General features: G+C 63.8%; 16 protein-coding genes. 9 read left to right on the top strand and 7 right to left on the bottom strand.

What is annotated here, in order from left to right:
• Positions 1-21 precede the first annotated feature (21 nt).
• The 4 genes from M5C01_RS24775 to M5C01_RS24790 all read left to right on the top strand — a co-directional run bounded on the left by M5C01_RS24775 (position 22) and on the right by M5C01_RS24790 (position 3,519).
• Positions 22-915 carry a LysR family transcriptional regulator ArgP gene (locus M5C01_RS24775; protein WP_152741326.1) on the top strand — a complete coding sequence of 298 codons (894 nt, stop codon included), beginning with the start codon at positions 22-24 and terminating at the stop codon, positions 913-915.
• A 52-nt stretch (positions 916-967) separates the two neighbouring features.
• On the top strand, positions 968-1,966 hold the full coding sequence (locus M5C01_RS24780) for an NAD-dependent epimerase/dehydratase family protein (protein ID WP_152741325.1): 999 nt from the start codon (positions 968-970) through the stop codon (positions 1,964-1,966).
• 114 nt (positions 1,967-2,080) lie between these two features.
• Positions 2,081-2,929, top strand: coding sequence for an ATPase (locus M5C01_RS24785; protein WP_152741324.1), 849 nt, complete (start codon positions 2,081-2,083; stop codon positions 2,927-2,929).
• Positions 2,930-3,201: 272 nt separating this feature from the next.
• Entirely contained in the window at positions 3,202-3,519 is a 318-nt protein-coding gene (locus tag M5C01_RS24790) for a hypothetical protein (protein WP_152741323.1), read from the top strand.
• A 15-nt stretch (positions 3,520-3,534) separates the two neighbouring features.
• Here M5C01_RS24790 and M5C01_RS24795 read toward each other — a convergent pair whose 3' ends face one another.
• A complete protein-coding gene (locus tag M5C01_RS24795) occupies positions 3,535-4,653 on the bottom strand; it encodes an enoyl-CoA hydratase/isomerase family protein (RefSeq protein ID WP_152741322.1) in 1,119 nt (372 codons plus the stop codon).
• Positions 4,654-4,783: 130 nt separating this feature from the next.
• Between M5C01_RS24795 and ung the strand changes: the two genes are divergently transcribed.
• Positions 4,784-5,476 (top strand): uracil-DNA glycosylase, encoded by a 693-nt coding sequence (gene ung / locus M5C01_RS24800; RefSeq protein ID WP_152741321.1) that lies wholly within the window; start codon positions 4,784-4,786, stop codon positions 5,474-5,476.
• A 142-nt stretch (positions 5,477-5,618) separates the two neighbouring features.
• Here ung and M5C01_RS24805 read toward each other — a convergent pair whose 3' ends face one another.
• The 3 genes from M5C01_RS24805 to M5C01_RS24815 are packed head-to-tail and all read right to left on the bottom strand — an operon-like array spanning position 5,619 to position 8,631.
• Positions 5,619-7,133, bottom strand: a complete 1,515-nt coding sequence (locus M5C01_RS24805; RefSeq protein ID WP_103498283.1) for a tripartite tricarboxylate transporter permease — start codon at positions 7,131-7,133, stop codon at positions 5,619-5,621.
• A gap of 1 nt (position 7,134) precedes the next feature.
• Positions 7,135-7,593 (bottom strand): tripartite tricarboxylate transporter TctB family protein, encoded by a 459-nt coding sequence (locus M5C01_RS24810; RefSeq protein ID WP_152741320.1) that lies wholly within the window; start codon positions 7,591-7,593, stop codon positions 7,135-7,137.
• Between the two features lie 57 nt (positions 7,594-7,650).
• The gene (locus M5C01_RS24815; protein WP_103498285.1) at positions 7,651-8,631 is read right to left on the bottom strand and encodes a tripartite tricarboxylate transporter substrate binding protein; all 981 of its coding nucleotides are present in this window, start codon (positions 8,629-8,631) and stop codon (positions 7,651-7,653) included.
• 244 nt (positions 8,632-8,875) lie between these two features.
• Here M5C01_RS24815 and M5C01_RS24820 point away from each other — a divergent pair, with 244 nt between their 5' ends.
• Both M5C01_RS24820 and M5C01_RS24825 read left to right on the top strand, forming a co-directional pair.
• The gene (locus tag M5C01_RS24820) at positions 8,876-9,547 is read left to right on the top strand and encodes a response regulator (protein ID WP_103498286.1); all 672 of its coding nucleotides are present in this window, start codon (positions 8,876-8,878) and stop codon (positions 9,545-9,547) included.
• Positions 9,540-10,931 (top strand): sensor histidine kinase, encoded by a 1,392-nt coding sequence (locus M5C01_RS24825; protein ID WP_152741319.1) that lies wholly within the window; start codon positions 9,540-9,542, stop codon positions 10,929-10,931. The genes M5C01_RS24820 and M5C01_RS24825 overlap by 8 nt, the downstream gene beginning before the upstream one ends.
• On the opposite strand, the gene M5C01_RS24830 is transcribed toward M5C01_RS24825, so the two are convergent.
• Together M5C01_RS24830 and M5C01_RS24835 are read right to left on the bottom strand one after the other, a co-directional pair.
• Positions 10,928-11,749 carry an HDOD domain-containing protein gene (locus M5C01_RS24830; RefSeq protein WP_103498288.1) on the bottom strand — a complete coding sequence of 274 codons (822 nt, stop codon included), beginning with the start codon at positions 11,747-11,749 and terminating at the stop codon, positions 10,928-10,930. The two genes, M5C01_RS24825 and M5C01_RS24830, sit on opposite strands and share 4 nt — an antisense overlap.
• A gap of 23 nt (positions 11,750-11,772) precedes the next feature.
• Positions 11,773-12,714: a folate-binding protein YgfZ gene (locus M5C01_RS24835; protein ID WP_152741318.1), complete on the bottom strand. Its 942-nt coding sequence runs from the start codon at positions 12,712-12,714 to the stop codon at positions 11,773-11,775.
• A gap of 151 nt (positions 12,715-12,865) precedes the next feature.
• On the opposite strand from M5C01_RS24835, the gene M5C01_RS24840 reads away from it, so the two are divergent.
• Positions 12,866-13,120 (top strand): succinate dehydrogenase assembly factor 2, encoded by a 255-nt coding sequence (locus M5C01_RS24840; protein ID WP_100944438.1) that lies wholly within the window; start codon positions 12,866-12,868, stop codon positions 13,118-13,120.
• Positions 13,104-13,556 (top strand): protein YgfX, encoded by a 453-nt coding sequence (locus M5C01_RS24845; RefSeq protein ID WP_177102744.1) that lies wholly within the window; start codon positions 13,104-13,106, stop codon positions 13,554-13,556. The genes M5C01_RS24840 and M5C01_RS24845 overlap by 17 nt, the downstream gene beginning before the upstream one ends.
• Here the strand turns inward: M5C01_RS24845 and nadB are convergent.
• Positions 13,525-15,141 carry an L-aspartate oxidase gene (nadB, locus tag M5C01_RS24850; protein WP_103498291.1) on the bottom strand — a complete coding sequence of 539 codons (1,617 nt, stop codon included), beginning with the start codon at positions 15,139-15,141 and terminating at the stop codon, positions 13,525-13,527. The two genes, M5C01_RS24845 and nadB, sit on opposite strands and share 32 nt — an antisense overlap.
• Between the last annotated feature and the right edge of the window lie 234 nt (positions 15,142-15,375).

Here is a 15,375-nt window from a genome sequence, read left to right on the forward strand (position 1 = left end):
GATCGCCCATTAGGAAAACTGATGTTCGACTATAAATTGCTCTCCGCCCTGGCGGCCGTGGTCGAGCAGGCCGGCTTCGAACGGGCGGCCCAGGTGCTGGGGTTGTCGCAGTCGGCGATTTCCCAGCGGATCAAGTTGCTCGAAGCCCGGGTCGGCCAGCCGGTGCTGGTGCGGGCCACGCCACCGACCCCGACCGAGATCGGCCGGCGCCTGCTCAATCATGTGCAGCAGGTGCGTCTACTTGAACGCGACCTGCAGAGCCAGGTGCCGGCGCTGGACGAGGAGGGCCTGCCGGAACGCCTGCGTATTGCCCTGAATGCCGACAGCCTGGCGACCTGGTGGGGCGAGGCGGTGGGGGATTTCTGTGCTCGTCAGCACCTGCTGCTGGACCTGGTGGTGGAGGACCAGACCGTGGGCCTCAAGCGCATGCGTGCTGGCGAGGTAGCCGCGTGTGTCTGCGCCAGCGAGCGCCCGGTGGCCGGCGCCCGCAGCGTATTGCTGGGGGCAATGCGCTATCGCGCGCTGGCCAGCCCGGTGTTCATTGCCCGGCACTTTCCCCAAGGCATCGATGCGCAGACGCTGGCCCGCACGCCGGCGTTGGTGTTCGGTCCGGACGACTTTCTGCAACACCGTTACCTGGCGGCACTGGGCGTGGAGGGCGGTTTCGAACATCATCTGTGCCCGTCATCGGAAGGTTTTATCCGCCTGACCGAGGCCGGCCTGGGTTGGGGGCTGGTGCCGGAATTGCAGGTGCGCGGGCAGCTGGCCCGGGGCAGCCTGGTGGAATTGATCGCGGATAAAACCATCGATGTGCCGTTGTACTGGCATCATTGGCGCAACGGCGGGCAATTGCTCGGGCAGTTGACCGAGCACCTGGCACGTTCGGCGGCGCAATGGCTGGTGCCTCTGGCATGATCGGCGGCGTCCAGGTAGCAGGCAGGACGAATCAAGGTATGTGGAGCAATCGATGAAAATTCTGGTTACCGGCGCAAGCGGCTTTATCGGCGGGCGCTTTGCGCGTTGCGCCCTGGAGCAGGGCCATGAGGTGCGGGTCAATGGCCGCCGGGCCGAGAGTGTCGAGCATCTGGTGCGGCGTGGCGCCGAGTTTATCCAGGGCGACCTCAGCGACCCGCAGTTGGTGCGCGAGCTGTGCCACGATGTCGAGGCCGTGGTGCATTGCGCCGGCGCGGTGGGTTTGTGGGGGCGCTACCAGGACTTCCACCAGGGCAATGTGCTGGTCACCGAGAACGTGGTCGAGGCCTGCCTCAAGCAGCAGGTCCGGCGCCTGGTGCATCTGTCGTCGCCGTCGATCTATTTCGACGGTCGCTCGCACCTGGGCTTGACCGAGGAGCAGGTGCCCAAGCGTTTCAAGCACCCTTACGCGGCGACCAAGTACCTGGCCGAGCAGAAGGTCTTCGGTGCCCAGGAGTTCGGCCTCGAAGTCCTGGCGCTACGCCCGCGCTTCGTCACCGGTGCCGGCGATATGAGCATCTTCCCGCGCCTGCTGAAGATGCAGCACAAAGGCCGGCTGTCAATTGTCGGCAACGGCCTGAACAAGGTCGATTTCACCAGCGTGCACAACCTCAACGAAGCCTTGCTGAGCAGCCTGCAGGTCGGTGAATCAGCCCTGGGCAAGGCCTACAATATCAGCAACGGCACCCCCATTCCGTTGTGGGATGTGGTGAACTACGTGATGCGCCAGATGCAGGTGCCGCAGGTGACCCGCTACCGCTCCTTCGGCCTGGCCTACAGCGTCGCGGCCTTGAACGAAAGTGCCTGCGCCCTCTGGCCGGGACGCCCGGAACCGACCCTGTCGCGCCTGGGCATGCAGGTGATGAACAAGGATTTCACCCTCGACATCAGCCGCGCCAGGCATTATCTCGGGTACGACCCCAAGGTCAGCCTGTGGGCGGCCCTCGACGAGTTCTGTGCCTGGTGGAAAGCCCAGGACCCGGCGGCCGTTTAAATATTCGGTTACCACAACTGAACCGAGTTCCGGGTTCAGGGTCGATCAGAGCGGTGGGTTGGGCGGTTATACTCGCTGCATTTCGCTATCACTGCGGTTCAGAAAGGTTCCTTCATGCGTAACGATGCCAACGACGATTTTGATGATGTGCCCAGCCTGCGTGCCGATGCGGACGACCATGAGGAACATGTGGGCACCGCGCCCGTGCGTGAACGCACGCGTACCCAGGTCGCCGCCACGCCACGGCTCAAGGTCAAGGTGCCGAGCACCGGGCCGCTGTGGGCGCTGGTCGGGGCCTTGTTCATTGCCTTCGCTGGCCTTGCCTGGTGGAGTTTCCAGCAGATCAGCCTGATGGAGCAGCAACTGGTGGCGACCCAGGAAAGCTTTGCGCGTATCAGCGAGGAAGCGGCTGGGCGTTTGCAGGCGATTTCCGGGAAAGTGGTCGCCAGCGAGTCAAGCGTCAACAGCGACAGCGAAGCGCTGAAGTTGCAGATCCGTCAGCTTGAAGGCAAGTTGCTCGAGCAGGGCCGCCAGCAACAGGGCGTTGCCGGGCAGGCCACCGGCCTTGAGCAGCGGCTGCAACAGATGAGCGCGTTGACGGCGGACCAGCAGACCGCCAACACCCAGTTGCAGGCCCAGGTCAAAAGCCTGACGGCGGAACTGGCCAGCCTGAAGGCCGGCCAGGGCGACGCGGGCAAGCTCGACGCGCAGGTGAAGAGCAACGCCGCCGAAATTGCCGCCTTGAAAAAGCAGGGTAATAGCAGCGCGGCGGTCGAGCGTATCGAACAGGAACTGATCGTGCTCAAGAGCGAGCAGGACAACCGTCAGGCCGCGGGTGGACAGGCGGCTGGCAACACGGCGGAGTTCGATGCCTTCCGTGGGCAGGTCACGCGCAATATCACCACCCTGCAGAACCAGATCCAGAACCTGCAGGAGCAGATCAGCGCCAAGCCCGGAGCATAGCGCCTGGCTTCAGGGCCTCTTCGCGGGCAATCGAGCGTCGACCGGCCGCTCCTACAGTTTCGTGTCGTACACAAGATTTGTATTCGACGCTGAACTGTAGGAGCAGGGCTTGCCCGCGAAGCTTTTGGCGACCACGCGGTATGGCGGGGGAATTTTTGGTTTCAGGGCACTCGCCAAGGGTTTCACGGTCTGATCAGGTGTAGGCGGGCATTGGCCCGCCTACGTCGGTCAGCGTCGCTGTCCGGCGCCCCTTAGCGGTCCAGGAGGCCGCCATGTACCCTCGAATCCTTCTCGCTGCAAGCCTGTCCCTGCTGCTGTCCGCGTGCGTGCCCTACTACGATGGTGGGGCCACCTACTACCGCTCCGATGTCTACACCGCCCCGGCCCCGGCCTATTACTACGGCGACGGCTCCTACTACCGGCGCGACTATTATGTACCCGCGCCACGCTATTACGCACCGACCTATCGCCCTTACCCGAACCGGGGTTGGGGTTGGGATCGGCATCAATGGAGCGGTGACGACCATGGCGGCCACGGCGGTCACCGTGGCGACGGTGGCCGTGGACACGGCAACGGCAACGGACGCTGACCCGGGCAACTTCGATCAGTAGTCCGACAAGTCCGCCAGCGGGTGACGTCCCTCCCAGGCCTTGTGGAAGTGCGCCTCGACCACCGCTTCCGGCACGGCGGCGATATCCGGCCAATGCCAGCGCGGTTCGCCGTCCTTGTCGATCAGCCGTGCCCGCACGCCTTCGCTGAACTCCGGATGACGGCAGCAGTTGAGGCTCAGGGTGTATTCCATCTGGAACACTTGCGCCAGCGACAGGTGCCGGGCCCGGGCGATCTGTTCCCAGACCAGGTGCGCGGTCAGCGGGCAGCCTTCCTTGAGTTGCCTGGCCGCCCGGGCCAGGCGTTTGTCGGCGTCTTCGGCCAATTGCGCAATGGCCTTCCAGGCACAGTGCACATCGCTGACATCCAGCAATTCATCGATGCGATCGCGTAGCGGCAACCATTGCGCCTGCGGCTGCGGTTGCTGATCGCGGGCCTGACGCTCCAGGGCCTTGAGCAGGCTGTTGAGCTGCATCGCCGTCTGTTCCTGCCAATTGAGTTGCAACAGCCCTTCGATCAGCTCTTCCTGTTGATCGTCGCTCAGCAGCCGGTCGGCCAGGCCCAGGTCGATGGCATCGCGAGCGTTCATCTGCGCGCCGGTCAGGCCGAGGAACAACCCCAGCTTGCCCGGCAGTCGCGACAGGAACCAACTGGCGCCGACATCCGGGTACAAACCGATGCCGATCTCCGGCATCGCCAGGCGGCTGCTCGGGGTGACGATACGAATGGACGCGCCTTGCAGCAGGCCCATGCCGCCGCCGAGGACATAACCATGGGCCCAGCACAGCACCGGCTTGGGATAGGTGTGCAGGCGATAGTCGAGGCGGTACTCCGAGGCAAAGAACACGCTGGCCAGCGGAGGTACGGCGCCGGGGTGCGCCTGGCAGGCCTGGGCCAGGCTGCGCACTTCGCCGCCGGCGCAGAAAGCCCGGGCGCCGTTGCCGCGCAACAGCACGCAGGCAATGTTCGGATCCCGCGCCCAAGTCTCCAGATGTTCGTCCAGATCCTGGATCATCGGCAGGGACAGCGCGTTGAGGGTGTGTTCGGCATCCAGGGTGGCGATACCCAGGCGGGCACCGTTGATACCGGTGAGTTCTTCGAAATGCAGGTTCATCGTGACCTCGCTACTCGTTGAATGCACAGTATGATCCTTGTGTGGGAAAGTGCCGGTTCTGTCGCGGATCAATTGACAAGCGTGATGGGCTTTCCTAGTGTCCGCCCCATTGTTATTTCCGGACACGATCATGACCGACGAAGACCGCATCAAACTCGAGCCCAGCTGGAAGCAGGCGCTCCGTGAAGAGTTCGACAAGCCCTACATGAGCGAGTTGCGAGAATTTCTGCGCCAGGAGCGTGCCGCCGGCAAGGAAATCTATCCGCCGGGCCCGCTGATCTTCAATGCCATGAACACCACGCCACTGGATCAGGTGAAGGTGGTGATCATCGGCCAGGACCCCTACCACGGCCCCGGTCAGGCCCATGGCCTGTGCTTTTCGGTGCAGCCGGGTGTTCCGGCGCCACCGTCGCTGGTCAATATCTATAAGGAATTGCAGCGCGACCTGAATATCGACATTCCCCGGCACGGCTACTTGCAAAGCTGGGCCGAGCAGGGCGTGTTGCTGCTCAACACCACCATGACCGTGGAACGCGGCATTGCCGCCTCACACGCCAATCGTGGCTGGCAGTTCTTTACCGATCGGATTATCGAGGTGGTCAGCGAGCGCCAGGACAAACTGGTGTTCCTGCTGTGGGGTGCCCATGCCCAGGGCAAGCAGAAGCTGATCGATGCGACCAAGCACCTGGTGCTGAAGTCGGTGCACCCGTCGCCGTTGTCGGCCTATCGCGGGTTTATCGGTTGCGGGCATTTCAGCCGGACCAACAAGTTCCTCGAACAGAACGGCCTGGCGCCGATTCAATGGGCGTTGCCGCCGCTCTGACGGTCTTGCCCACCCCCTGTAGGAGCGAGCTTGCTCGCGATGGACGACCAGACACCACGGGGCATCAGACTACCCGCGTTATCGTTGACCACCATCGCGAGCAAGCTCGCTCCTACAGGGAGAAGTGACAGTTCGTCAGTTCTCAAGCATTCGCCAATGCGCGGCGCTGGGCCGAACGCTTGCGCCAGATCCGCAGCAGCGGCATCAGCAGCATGATCGCCGTCAGTGCCCAGACCCCCGCCGTGATCGGGCTCGACCAGAGAATTTCCAGCGCACCGTTGGAAATCGACAGCGCCCGGCGCAGGTTCGACTCCATCAATCCGCCGAGGATAAAGCCGAGCAATACCGGCGACAGCGGGAAATCCAGTTTGCGCAGGATATAGCCGAAGATACCGATGCCGACCATCAGGAACAGGTCGAAGGTGGTGGCATGGACGGCGTAGACCCCGATCGCGGTGATGATGGCGATCACCGGCACCAGCGCCCAGTTCGGCACGGCGAGGATGCGGGTGAAGATACGGATCATCGGGATATTGAGGATCACCAGCATGACGTTGGCGATAAACAATGACGCGATCAGGCCCCAGACGATGTCCGGCTGCTGCTGGAACAACAGCGGGCCGGGGGTGATGTTGTACAGCGACAGGGCGCCGATCATCACCGCCGTGGTCCCGGAACCGGGGACGCCGAGGGTCAACATCGGCACCAGGGCACCGCAGGCCGAGGCGCCGATGGCGGTTTCCGGTGCGGCGAGGCCACGTTTGTCACCTTGGCCGAAGGTGCCGCTGGCACCCGCCAGGCGTTTTTCCGTCATATAGGCCACGGCACTGGCCAGTGTCGCGCCGGCACCCGGCAACACGCCCATGATGAAACCCAGCAGGCCGCAACGGATATTCACCACGAACACCGAGGCGGCTTCCTTGAAGTTGAACATCATCCGCCCGGTAGCTTTCACCGCTTCCTGGCCGCGATGGGTCTTTTCCAGCAGCAGGAGGATTTCACTGATGGAAAACAGGCCCAGCACCAGCACCACGAACTGGATGCCGTCGGTGAGGTGGATATTGTCGCCGGTGAAACGGTACACACCGCTGTTGGCATCGATCCCGACACTCGACAGGAACAGGCCGATCAGCGCCGCGATAAAAGTCTTCAGCGGTCGGTCGCCGGCCATGCCGCCAAGGCAGACGATGGCAAAGACCATCAGCACGAAGTACTCCGCCGGACCGAAGGCAATCGCCCATTTCGCCAGCAACGGGGCGAACAGCACCATGCCGCAGGTGGCGATAAAGGCACCGATGAACGAGCTCCAGGCCGACAGCGACAGGGCTACGCCGGCCAGGCCCTGGCGGGCCATGGGGTAGCCGTCGAGGGTGGTCATCACGGTGGAGGCTTCGCCGGGGATATTGAGCAGGATCGAGCTGATCCGCCCGCCGTATTCGCAACCCAGGTACACCGCCGCCAGCAGGATCAGCGCCGACTCCGGCGGCAGGCCGAGGGCGAAGGCAATCGGGATCAGCAGCGCCACGCCGTTGATCGGGCCCAGGCCCGGGAGCAGGCCGACGACGGTGCCGATCAGGGTCCCGCACAGTGCGGTCACCAGGTTGTAGGGGCTCAGGGCGACGCCGAAGCCCTGGCCCAGATAGCCGAAAGTATCCATGTCAGTTCTCCAGTACGTCGAGCAATCCGAGGGGCAGCGGCACGTCCATGGCTTTATCGAACAGCAGATAAAGTCCGATGCTCATCAGGCTGATGATCAGCGCGCTCGGCAACCAGCGGCCGCCGTACAGGCGCGCCATGGGGATGCCCACCAGGATGCTGCTGAGGATGAAACCCAGGGATTCGAAGGTGGCGGCGAACGCCAGCAACAGCACCACGCAAACACCGATCTTGCGCAAGGTGGCAGGGTCCAGCGGCGGCTCTTCTTCGCTGTGCACAATGGGGGTGGGACGAAACAGCAGGTACAGCAAGCCCAGGCCCATCAGGCCGAGCATCAGTAGCGGGTAGGCGCGGGGGCCGACCGGTTCGTAGGAAAAAGCGGCCTGATAGGGCCAGGCCATCAATGCCAGGCCGGCGCAGGCCAGCAGCAACACGACGGCAAACAGTCGTTGTAAAAGCATGGGACGAACTCCTGTGGCGCGCCCCTTTGCAGGGGCGCGAACGCTAGGCGCGGATGATCACTGGATCAGGCCGAATTCCTTGGCCAGCACCTTGTAGTCGGCGACCTGTTTCTTCACATAGGTGTCGAGCTCGGGGCCGGTCATGGCGAAAGGGAAGAGTTCGCGCTGGTCACGCAGCTTGGCGAAGTCTTCCGAGGCCAGGAGTTTGTCGAAGGCGGCTTTCCACCAGGCGTAGTCTTCGTCACTGACCTTTGGCCCCAGGTAGAAACCGCGCACCACCGGCCAGACAATGTCGTAGCCCTGTTCCTTGGCGGTGGGGATGTTCTTCATTTCCTCTTCGTCCAGGCGCTTTTCGGCGAACACCGCCAGCAGGCGCATATCGCCGCTCTGGATATGGGGCATGGAGTCGGAAATGTCGGTGCTGCCGACCTGGATATGTCCGCCCATCAGCGCGGTGACGATTTCACCGCCGCCTTCGAGGGCCACGTAGCGCAGATCACGGGGGTTGATCCCGGCGGCCTTGGCGATCAGCGCGGTCTGCATCCAGTCCTGGCTGCCGACGGTGCCGCCGGAGCCGATGACCACCTTGCTCGGGTCGGCCTTCAGCGCCTTGACCAGGTCGTCGAGGGTTTTATACGGCGAGTCGCTTTTCACCGCGATGGCCCCGTAGCTGGTGCCGACGGCCGCCAGCCAGCGCACCGCGCCTTCGTCGAAGCGGCCGAACTTGCCTTGCGCCAGGTTCAGCAGCGAACCGCTGGACCAGGCCACGAGGGTGCCGGCATCGGCCGGGCGCTGGGCGACCACGGCGTTGTAGGCCACGGCCCCGACGCCACCGGGCATGTAGGTGACACGCATGGGTTTGCTGAGGATCTTTTCGTTGACCAGGGCACTTTGCGCCAGCTTGCAGGTCAGGTCGAAACCACCGCCGGGGGAGGCCGGGGCAATGCATTCGGGGCGTTTGGGTTCGGCGGCGCAGAGGTGTCCGGCAAACAGCAGGCAGCCGGCGGCGAGGGCGAAGGTGCGCAATGGCAACATCATGGGTGACTCCATTATTGTTCTTATTCGAACGAAAACGCATCGAGGCGTTTTCGGGTTTCCAAGGACCTGCTCCGACGGTGGTCGTCACTGTCCGTGAGGGGACTCTAATGGGTCAACCTTTCACCAGGCTTTCAGCGCAAAAGGTCCGCTGAACTCGGCCGGCGATGGCTAGCGGCGCTTTGTTTATCCGGTAGACTCCCGGCCAAAAGGGCGTTTAAGTCAGCCCGGTCGAGGTAGGAAATCCATGCGCGTGCTTCTGGTCGAAGACCATCCCCAACTGGCTGAAAGTGTTGCCCAGGCGCTCAAGAGCGCGGGTTTGACCGTGGATGTGCTGCACGATGGGGTGGCCGCCGACCTGGCCTTGAGCAGCGAGGAATACGCCGTGGCGATCCTCGACGTGGGCCTGCCGCGCCTGGACGGTTTTGAAGTCCTGGCCCGTTTGCGCGCCCGCGGTAAGAACCTGCCGGTGCTGATGCTCACCGCGCGCAGTGATGTGAAGGACCGCGTCCATGGCCTGAACCTGGGGGCCGACGATTACCTGGCCAAGCCGTTCGAACTCACTGAGCTGGAAGCACGGGTCAAGGCGCTGCTGCGCCGTAGCGTGCTCGGCGGTGAGCGCCAGCAACGTTGTGGGCCGCTGGTCTACGACCTGGACACCCGGCGTTTCAGCCTCGGTGACGAACTGCTGACCCTGACTTCGCGCGAACAAGCGGTGCTCGAGGCACTGATTGCCCGACCGGGTCGGGTGATGAGCAAGGAGCAGTTGGCCGCGCAGGTCTTTGGCCTGGACGAGGAGGCCAGCGCCGATGCCATCGAGATCTACGTGCACCGCCTGCGCAAGAAGCTCGACGGCCAGGCGGTGGTCATCGTCACCTTCCGTGGCCTCGGCTATCTGCTGGAACACCGCGATGCATAAGGCCGGCAGCCTGCGTTGGCGGCTGCTGTGGAACCTGGCGTTGTTGCTGGTGGCATTGATGCTCGCCAGCGGCTGGAGCGCTTATTACAACGGTCGCGAAGCGGCGGATACGGCCTATGACCGTACCTTGCTGGCCTCGGCGCGGACCATCGCCGCCGGCCTCTCGCAACGCGACGGCAGCCTGAGCGCCAACGTGCCCTACGTGGCCCTGGACACCTTTGCCTATGACAGCGCCGGGCGGATCTACTACCAGGTCAACGACATCCACCAGCAGTTGATTTCCGGTTACGAAAACCTCCCCGCACCGCCGCCCGGCACGCCGCGCACCGATGACTATCCGGCGCTGGCGCGCTTCTACGACGGCCAATATCGCGGGCAGAACGTGCGGGTGGTGAGCCTGCTCAAGGCGGTCAGCGAACCGAACATGAACGGCATGGCGGAAATCCGAGTGGCCGAAACCGATGAGGCGCGGGTGAACATGGCCCGTAGCCTGATGGCCGACACCCTGCTGCGCCTGGGAATGCTGGCGGGGGGCGCGTTGCTGCTGGTGGGCTTTGCCGTGAGCGCGGCCTTGCGTCCGTTGGAGCGTTTGCGCGCGGCGGTGGAAGAGCGCCAGCCGGACGATCTGCGGCCCTTGCCGCTGGTGGAGGTGCAGCATGAACTCTGGCCATTGGTGCGCTCGCTCAATCACTTCACCGAACGCCTGCGTCGGCAGTTCGAGCGCCAGGGGCAGTTTATCGCCGACGCCGCCCATGAACTGCGCACGCCGCTGGCGGCGCTCAAGGCGCGTCTTGAGCTGGGCTTGCGGGCGAACGAGCCGGCGATCTGGCGCGAGACCCTGGAAACCACGGCCCAGGGTACCGATCGCCTGACCCATCTGGCCAACCAGTTGCTGTCGCTGGCGCGGATCGAAAATGGCGCGCGGGCGATTGCCGAGGGCGGCGCGCAGTTGCTCGATCTCAGTCAGCTGGCGCGGGAGTTGGGCATGGCGATGGCGCCGCTGGCCCATGCGCGGGGTGTGGCGTTGGCGTTGGAGGCCGACGAGCCGGTGTGGTTGCGGGGTGAGCCGACCTTGCTCAACGAGTTGTTGAGCAACCTGGTGGACAACGCCCTGGCCCATACACCGTCCGGTGGCAATGTGATCCTGCGGGTCGGCTTGCCGGCAGTGCTGGAGGTCGAGGACGACGGGCCGGGGATTCCGTTGGAGGAGCGGGGGCGGGTCTTCGAGCGTTTTTACCGGCGTCATCAGCAGGGCGTCGGTGCCGGGCTGGGTTTGGCGATTGTCGGCGAGATCTGTCGGGCGCATCTGGCGCAGATCAGTCTGCATGAGGCCCAGCCCCACGGTTTGAAGGTCCGTGTGAGCTTTATCGCCGGATCAGTCTAGCGGAACATCTCCCGCGCTTCGTTGAGCTGGTCACTGAGGGCGCTGCTCTGCGCATCCAGCCCCAGCTTGATAAAGGCTTTCAAGTCGCCCAGGGCGATTTGCCCGAAAGGATGCGCCGTGCCCTGATGGCAAAACACACTGGCGATCTGCACCAGGCCGATATAGTCGACGCCCTTGCTGTCACGCTCCAGGTTCAGGTATTGCCCGGGCAGCTTGGCGAGCATCTCCGGAAACTCCCAGACCTTCAGCAACTCGTCGCCGAGCAACGGGTGAATGCTGTCGATCACATGATCCAGGCTCAGCGGATCGGCGAGCAACTCATAGTGGTCCTCGGCATAGGTCAGGATCGGCAGAACGCCGATCTGGTGCACGAGCCCACCCAGCGCCGCCTGGTCCGGCTTGAGCAGGGTGAAGTTGCGGCACAGCACGTAGCAGACCCCGGCGATCTCCAGGCTCTTGCGCCAGACCTCGCGCATCTTCTGTTCCACCACCTCGGAGCGGGCATGGAAAATCTGCTCCATGACCAGGCCGATGGCCAGGTTGCTGCTGTAGTTGACGCCCAGCCGGGTGATAGCCGTGTGCAGGTCGGTAACTTCATGGCTGGCCCGCAGCAACGGGCTGTTGACCACCTTGATCAGGCGCGCCGACAAGGCAGTGTCGCCACCGATCACTTTGCTCAAGGTGCTGACACTGATCTCCGGATCTTCCGCCGCCTTGCGAATCTTCAGGGCCACTTCCGGGAGGGTCGGCAGAACCAGGTCATCGTTGTCGATGGCCTTGACCAAATCCCGTTGGACCTTTTCCGCCAGCTTGTTCATTTCAATTCTCTAGGGCGGTGCGTTTAACGCTGGATTTCGCTGTCGCGGTCCAGTTGATAGGGCAAGTCCAGTAATGTCAGGGCCGGACCTTGCAAATCGCCCAGGTGCACATGACCTTCCTGCGCAGCTTCGGCTTGCAGAACGGCCAGGAGTTCAATGCCATTTTCCGCTCTGGCGGCGATCACCACTTCACCGATGGCGCTGCCATGGGAGGGAGCGAACAGCGTACTACCCGGTTCCGGCAGCTGGTCGGCCACCAGCGCCAGACGATAAAGGCGGCGCTTGAGCTTGCCCAGGTACTGCATGCGGGCGACGATTTCCTGCCCTGTATAGCAGCCTTTCTTGAAGCTTACGCCACCGACCGCCTGCAAATTGAGCATTTGTGGAATAAACAGTTCGCGGGTCTGCGGCATGACCTGGCCGATACCGGCACGCACCTGGCCGAGCAGCCAGGTGTTCAGATCGGCTTCATGCAGCTGTGCGGCCAGATGCTCGCGCACCCGGGCGGCCTGATCCGCTGGAACCCAGAGTTCGCTGCGTCCCGGGGAAACCCGCAGGGCGATCAGATTGTCCGCGCGGACCACCGCGTCGGTCTCTGTCGGCAGCTCAAGACCCAGGCCGCGCAAGGCGGCGTCGCCGTCGCCGAGGCCGAAACGGACCCAGCCGGCGCTTTCGTCGGTGAGCTTGGATTTGGAGAACACCGCGTATTTTTTCAGGTCCGCCAGTTGCGGCTCCAGCAGCTCGCCGGCCATCGCCAGCAGCACGCCGTCACCTTCGAGCAGGATACGGAAGCTCGACTGCATGCGGCCTTTTTGCGTGCAGCGGGCACCGAGGCTGGCCCGCACGTCACTCAGGTAGTTGAGGTTGCAGGTCAGCTGGCCCTGGAGAAACTTGGTGGCGTCGGAGCCGCGGACGGCAAGAACGCCTTCGTGGGTCAGCGTGCAGAAAAAAGCGGAATCGGCCATGGGTCATCGCAGCGGAATAAAGGATGGGAGACATCATAGAGGGGCGCCTGGCAAATGGGTAGTTCACAACAGTGCCCGTGCCCCCGACCAAAGCCGACTGTCCGCACGCGCGCAGGGCTGTATACTTGCGCTCAAATTTGAGGAGCGCTCCATGGTCGAAGATGTAGAACTCAATCGCCTCTATTGGCACAGCCGGCGCGGCATGCTGGAGCTGGACGTGTTGCTGGTACCGTTCGTCAGGGAGGTGTACCCGCATCTGAGCCAGGCTGACCGCGACTGCTATCGCAACCTGCTCGAATGCGAGGACCAGGACATGTTCGGCTGGTTCATGGAGCGCTCCGAATCGGAAGATCCTGAGTTGCAGCGAATGGTTCGCATGATCCTGGATCGTGTCCAGCCCAAGTAATCTGTTCGAATGCCGCTGGCAGGCCTCACGGCTGCTGCCGGCGGCGTATCTCGGGGCCCTGGGCCTTTCGTTGGTTTCGCTTTGTCTGCTGGATATTCCGCGCTGGGCCAGTCTGTCCGGGGCTTTGCTGTGCCTGCTGCATGGCGCCTGGGTGTTGCCACGGCAGTTGCTGCTGAGCCATCCGTCGGCTTTTACCGGCTTGCGCCGTGACGAGCAGGGCTGGCAGCTGTGGAGCCAGGCCGCTGGCTGGCAGCCGGTGCAGTTGTGTCGCGACAGCCTGGCCCTGCCGTGGCTGGTGCTGCTGCGTTTTCGCCTGCCGGGCGAGCGCCGGGTCCGTGCGCTGTGTGTTCCCTGGGATGCGCAGGCGCCGGATGTGCATCGGCGCCTGCGCGTACGCTTGAAGTTCAGCCGACGTAGGTGGGCGGCACCAGGATAGTGTCCAGAGCCTCGGGCAGCAGGTCCGGGTAGTCGAGGGTGTAATGCAGGCCCCGGCTTTCCTTGCGTTCCATGGCTGAACGAATCATCAGTTCGGCGACCTGGGCCAGGTTGCGCAACTCGATCAGGTCGCGGCTGACCTTGTAGTTGCTGTAGAACTCATCGATCTCGTCCAGCAGCAGGCGCACCCGATGTTGCGCCCGTTGCAGGCGCTTGTTGGTGCGCACGATCCCGACGTAGTCCCACATGAAGCGCCGCAGTTCGTCCCAGTTGTGCGCGATGATCACGTCCTCGTCGGAGTCGGTCACCTGGCTCGCATCCCAGCTCGGCAGGGCGGCCGGCACGGCGATCTGCGGCAGTTGCTGGAGAATGTCCGCCGCCGCCGAGCGGGCGTAGACGAAACATTCGAGCAGCGAGTTGCTGGCCATGCGGTTGGCGCCGTGCAGGCCGGTGAAGCTGGTCTCGCCGATGGCGTACAGGCCGGGCACATCGGTACGGCCCTGTTGGTCCACCAGCACGCCGCCACAGGTGTAGTGCGCGGCCGGGACCACGGGAATCGGGCCTTTGGTGATGTCGATGGAGAATTCCAGGCAGCGTTCGTACACCGTCGGGAAGTGCGCCTTGATAAAGGCTTCGGGCTTGTGGCTGATGTCCAGATAGACGCAGTCGATGCCCAGGCGCTTCATCTCGTGGTCGATGGCCCGGGCCACGATGTCCCGTGGTGCCAGTTCGGCCCGTGGATCGAAGCGCGGCATGAAGCGTTCGCCGTTGGGCAGCTTCAGGTGCGCGCCTTCGCCACGCAGGGCCTCGGTGATCAGAAAACTCTTGGCCTGGGGGTGATACAGGCAGGTGGGGTGGAACTGGTTGAACTCCAGGTTCGCCACCCGGCAGCCCGAGCGCCAGGCCATGGCGATGCCGTCGCCGCAGGCACCGTCGGGGTTGCTGGTATAGAGGTAGACCTTGGCCGCGCCGCCCGAGGCGAGCACGGTGAAACGCGCGCCATAGGTGTCCACCTCGCCGGTGCCGCGGTCAAGCACGTAGGCCCCCAGGCAGCGGTCGCCGGCCAGGCCCAGGCGTTTTTCGGTGATCAGGTCGACGGCCACCCGTTGTTCCAGCAGCTCGATATTGGGCCGCCGGCGGGCTTGCTCCAGCAGGGTCTTGAAGATCGCCGCGCCGGTGGCGTCGGCGGCATGGATGATCCGTCGATGGCTATGGCCGCCCTCGCGGGTCAGGTGGAACTCGAAACCGCCGTCATCGGCACTGGCCTCTTCGTCGCGGGTAAACGGCACGCCCTGGTCGATCAGCCACTGGATGGCCTCGCGGCTGTGCTCGACGGTGAAGCGCACGGCGTCTTCGTGGCACAGGCCACCGCCGGCGTTGAGGGTGTCCTCGACGTGGGACTGCACGGTGTCGGTATCGTCGAGCACCGCGGCGACTCCGCCCTGGGCCCAGAAAGTCGAACCGTTGGCCAGGTTGCCCTTGCTCAGGACGGCAATGCGCAGATGGCTGGGCAGGGTGAGGGCCAGGCTCAGGCCGGCGGCACCGCTGCCAATCACCAGCACATCGTGTTGAAAATGTCGGCTCATCAGAAACATCCGAAAAAAGCGCCCGGGGGCAGTTGCCGGGCCCCGCCCGACAGCCCACTAGTATATGGCTGGGGGGAGCGGCACAATAGCCGGGCCTTTGTGGCATTGTGAAAGGGCTGTGGGCGCTGAGTGTGCGCCAGTCCATGCCGCCATGCATGCGCTTTTGCAGGGTAAGGCAATGATTTTTCAGCTATAACCAAGGCTCAGGCAGCCGTGGTCAGCACAGCCATTACA

This window comes from Pseudomonas sp. MWU12-2319 (genome assembly GCF_023242525.1).
GTDB lineage: Bacteria > Pseudomonadota > Gammaproteobacteria > Pseudomonadales > Pseudomonadaceae > Aquipseudomonas > Aquipseudomonas gingeri_D.

Bases quoted from the DNA above. Each gene is read 5' to 3' on its own strand.
- M5C01_RS24840 (WP_100944438.1), top strand. From the start codon at position 12,866: ATGGTCGAAGATGTAGAACTCAATCGCCTCTATTGGCACAGCCGGCGC.
- M5C01_RS24825 (WP_152741319.1), top strand. From the start codon at position 9,540: ATGCATAAGGCCGGCAGCCTGCGTTGGCGGCTGCTGTGGAACCTGGCG.
- M5C01_RS24815 (WP_103498285.1), bottom strand. From the start codon at position 8,631: ATGATGTTGCCATTGCGCACCTTCGCCCTCGCCGCCGGCTGCCTGCTG.
- M5C01_RS24795 (WP_152741322.1), bottom strand. From the start codon at position 4,653: ATGAACCTGCATTTCGAAGAACTCACCGGTATCAACGGTGCCCGCCTG.
- ung (WP_152741321.1), top strand. From the start codon at position 4,784: ATGACCGACGAAGACCGCATCAAACTCGAGCCCAGCTGGAAGCAGGCG.
- M5C01_RS24805 (WP_103498283.1), bottom strand. From the start codon at position 7,133: ATGGATACTTTCGGCTATCTGGGCCAGGGCTTCGGCGTCGCCCTGAGC.
- nadB (WP_103498291.1), bottom strand. From the start codon at position 15,141: ATGAGCCGACATTTTCAACACGATGTGCTGGTGATTGGCAGCGGTGCC.
- M5C01_RS24780 (WP_152741325.1), top strand. From the start codon at position 968: ATGAAAATTCTGGTTACCGGCGCAAGCGGCTTTATCGGCGGGCGCTTT.
- M5C01_RS24835 (WP_152741318.1), bottom strand. From the start codon at position 12,714: ATGGCCGATTCCGCTTTTTTCTGCACGCTGACCCACGAAGGCGTTCTT.
- M5C01_RS24810 (WP_152741320.1), bottom strand. From the start codon at position 7,593: ATGCTTTTACAACGACTGTTTGCCGTCGTGTTGCTGCTGGCCTGCGCC.
- M5C01_RS24775 (WP_152741326.1), top strand. From the start codon at position 22: ATGTTCGACTATAAATTGCTCTCCGCCCTGGCGGCCGTGGTCGAGCAG.
- M5C01_RS24785 (WP_152741324.1), top strand. From the start codon at position 2,081: ATGCGTAACGATGCCAACGACGATTTTGATGATGTGCCCAGCCTGCGT.
- M5C01_RS24830 (WP_103498288.1), bottom strand. From the start codon at position 11,749: ATGAACAAGCTGGCGGAAAAGGTCCAACGGGATTTGGTCAAGGCCATC.
- M5C01_RS24790 (WP_152741323.1), top strand. From the start codon at position 3,202: ATGTACCCTCGAATCCTTCTCGCTGCAAGCCTGTCCCTGCTGCTGTCC.
- M5C01_RS24820 (WP_103498286.1), top strand. From the start codon at position 8,876: ATGCGCGTGCTTCTGGTCGAAGACCATCCCCAACTGGCTGAAAGTGTT.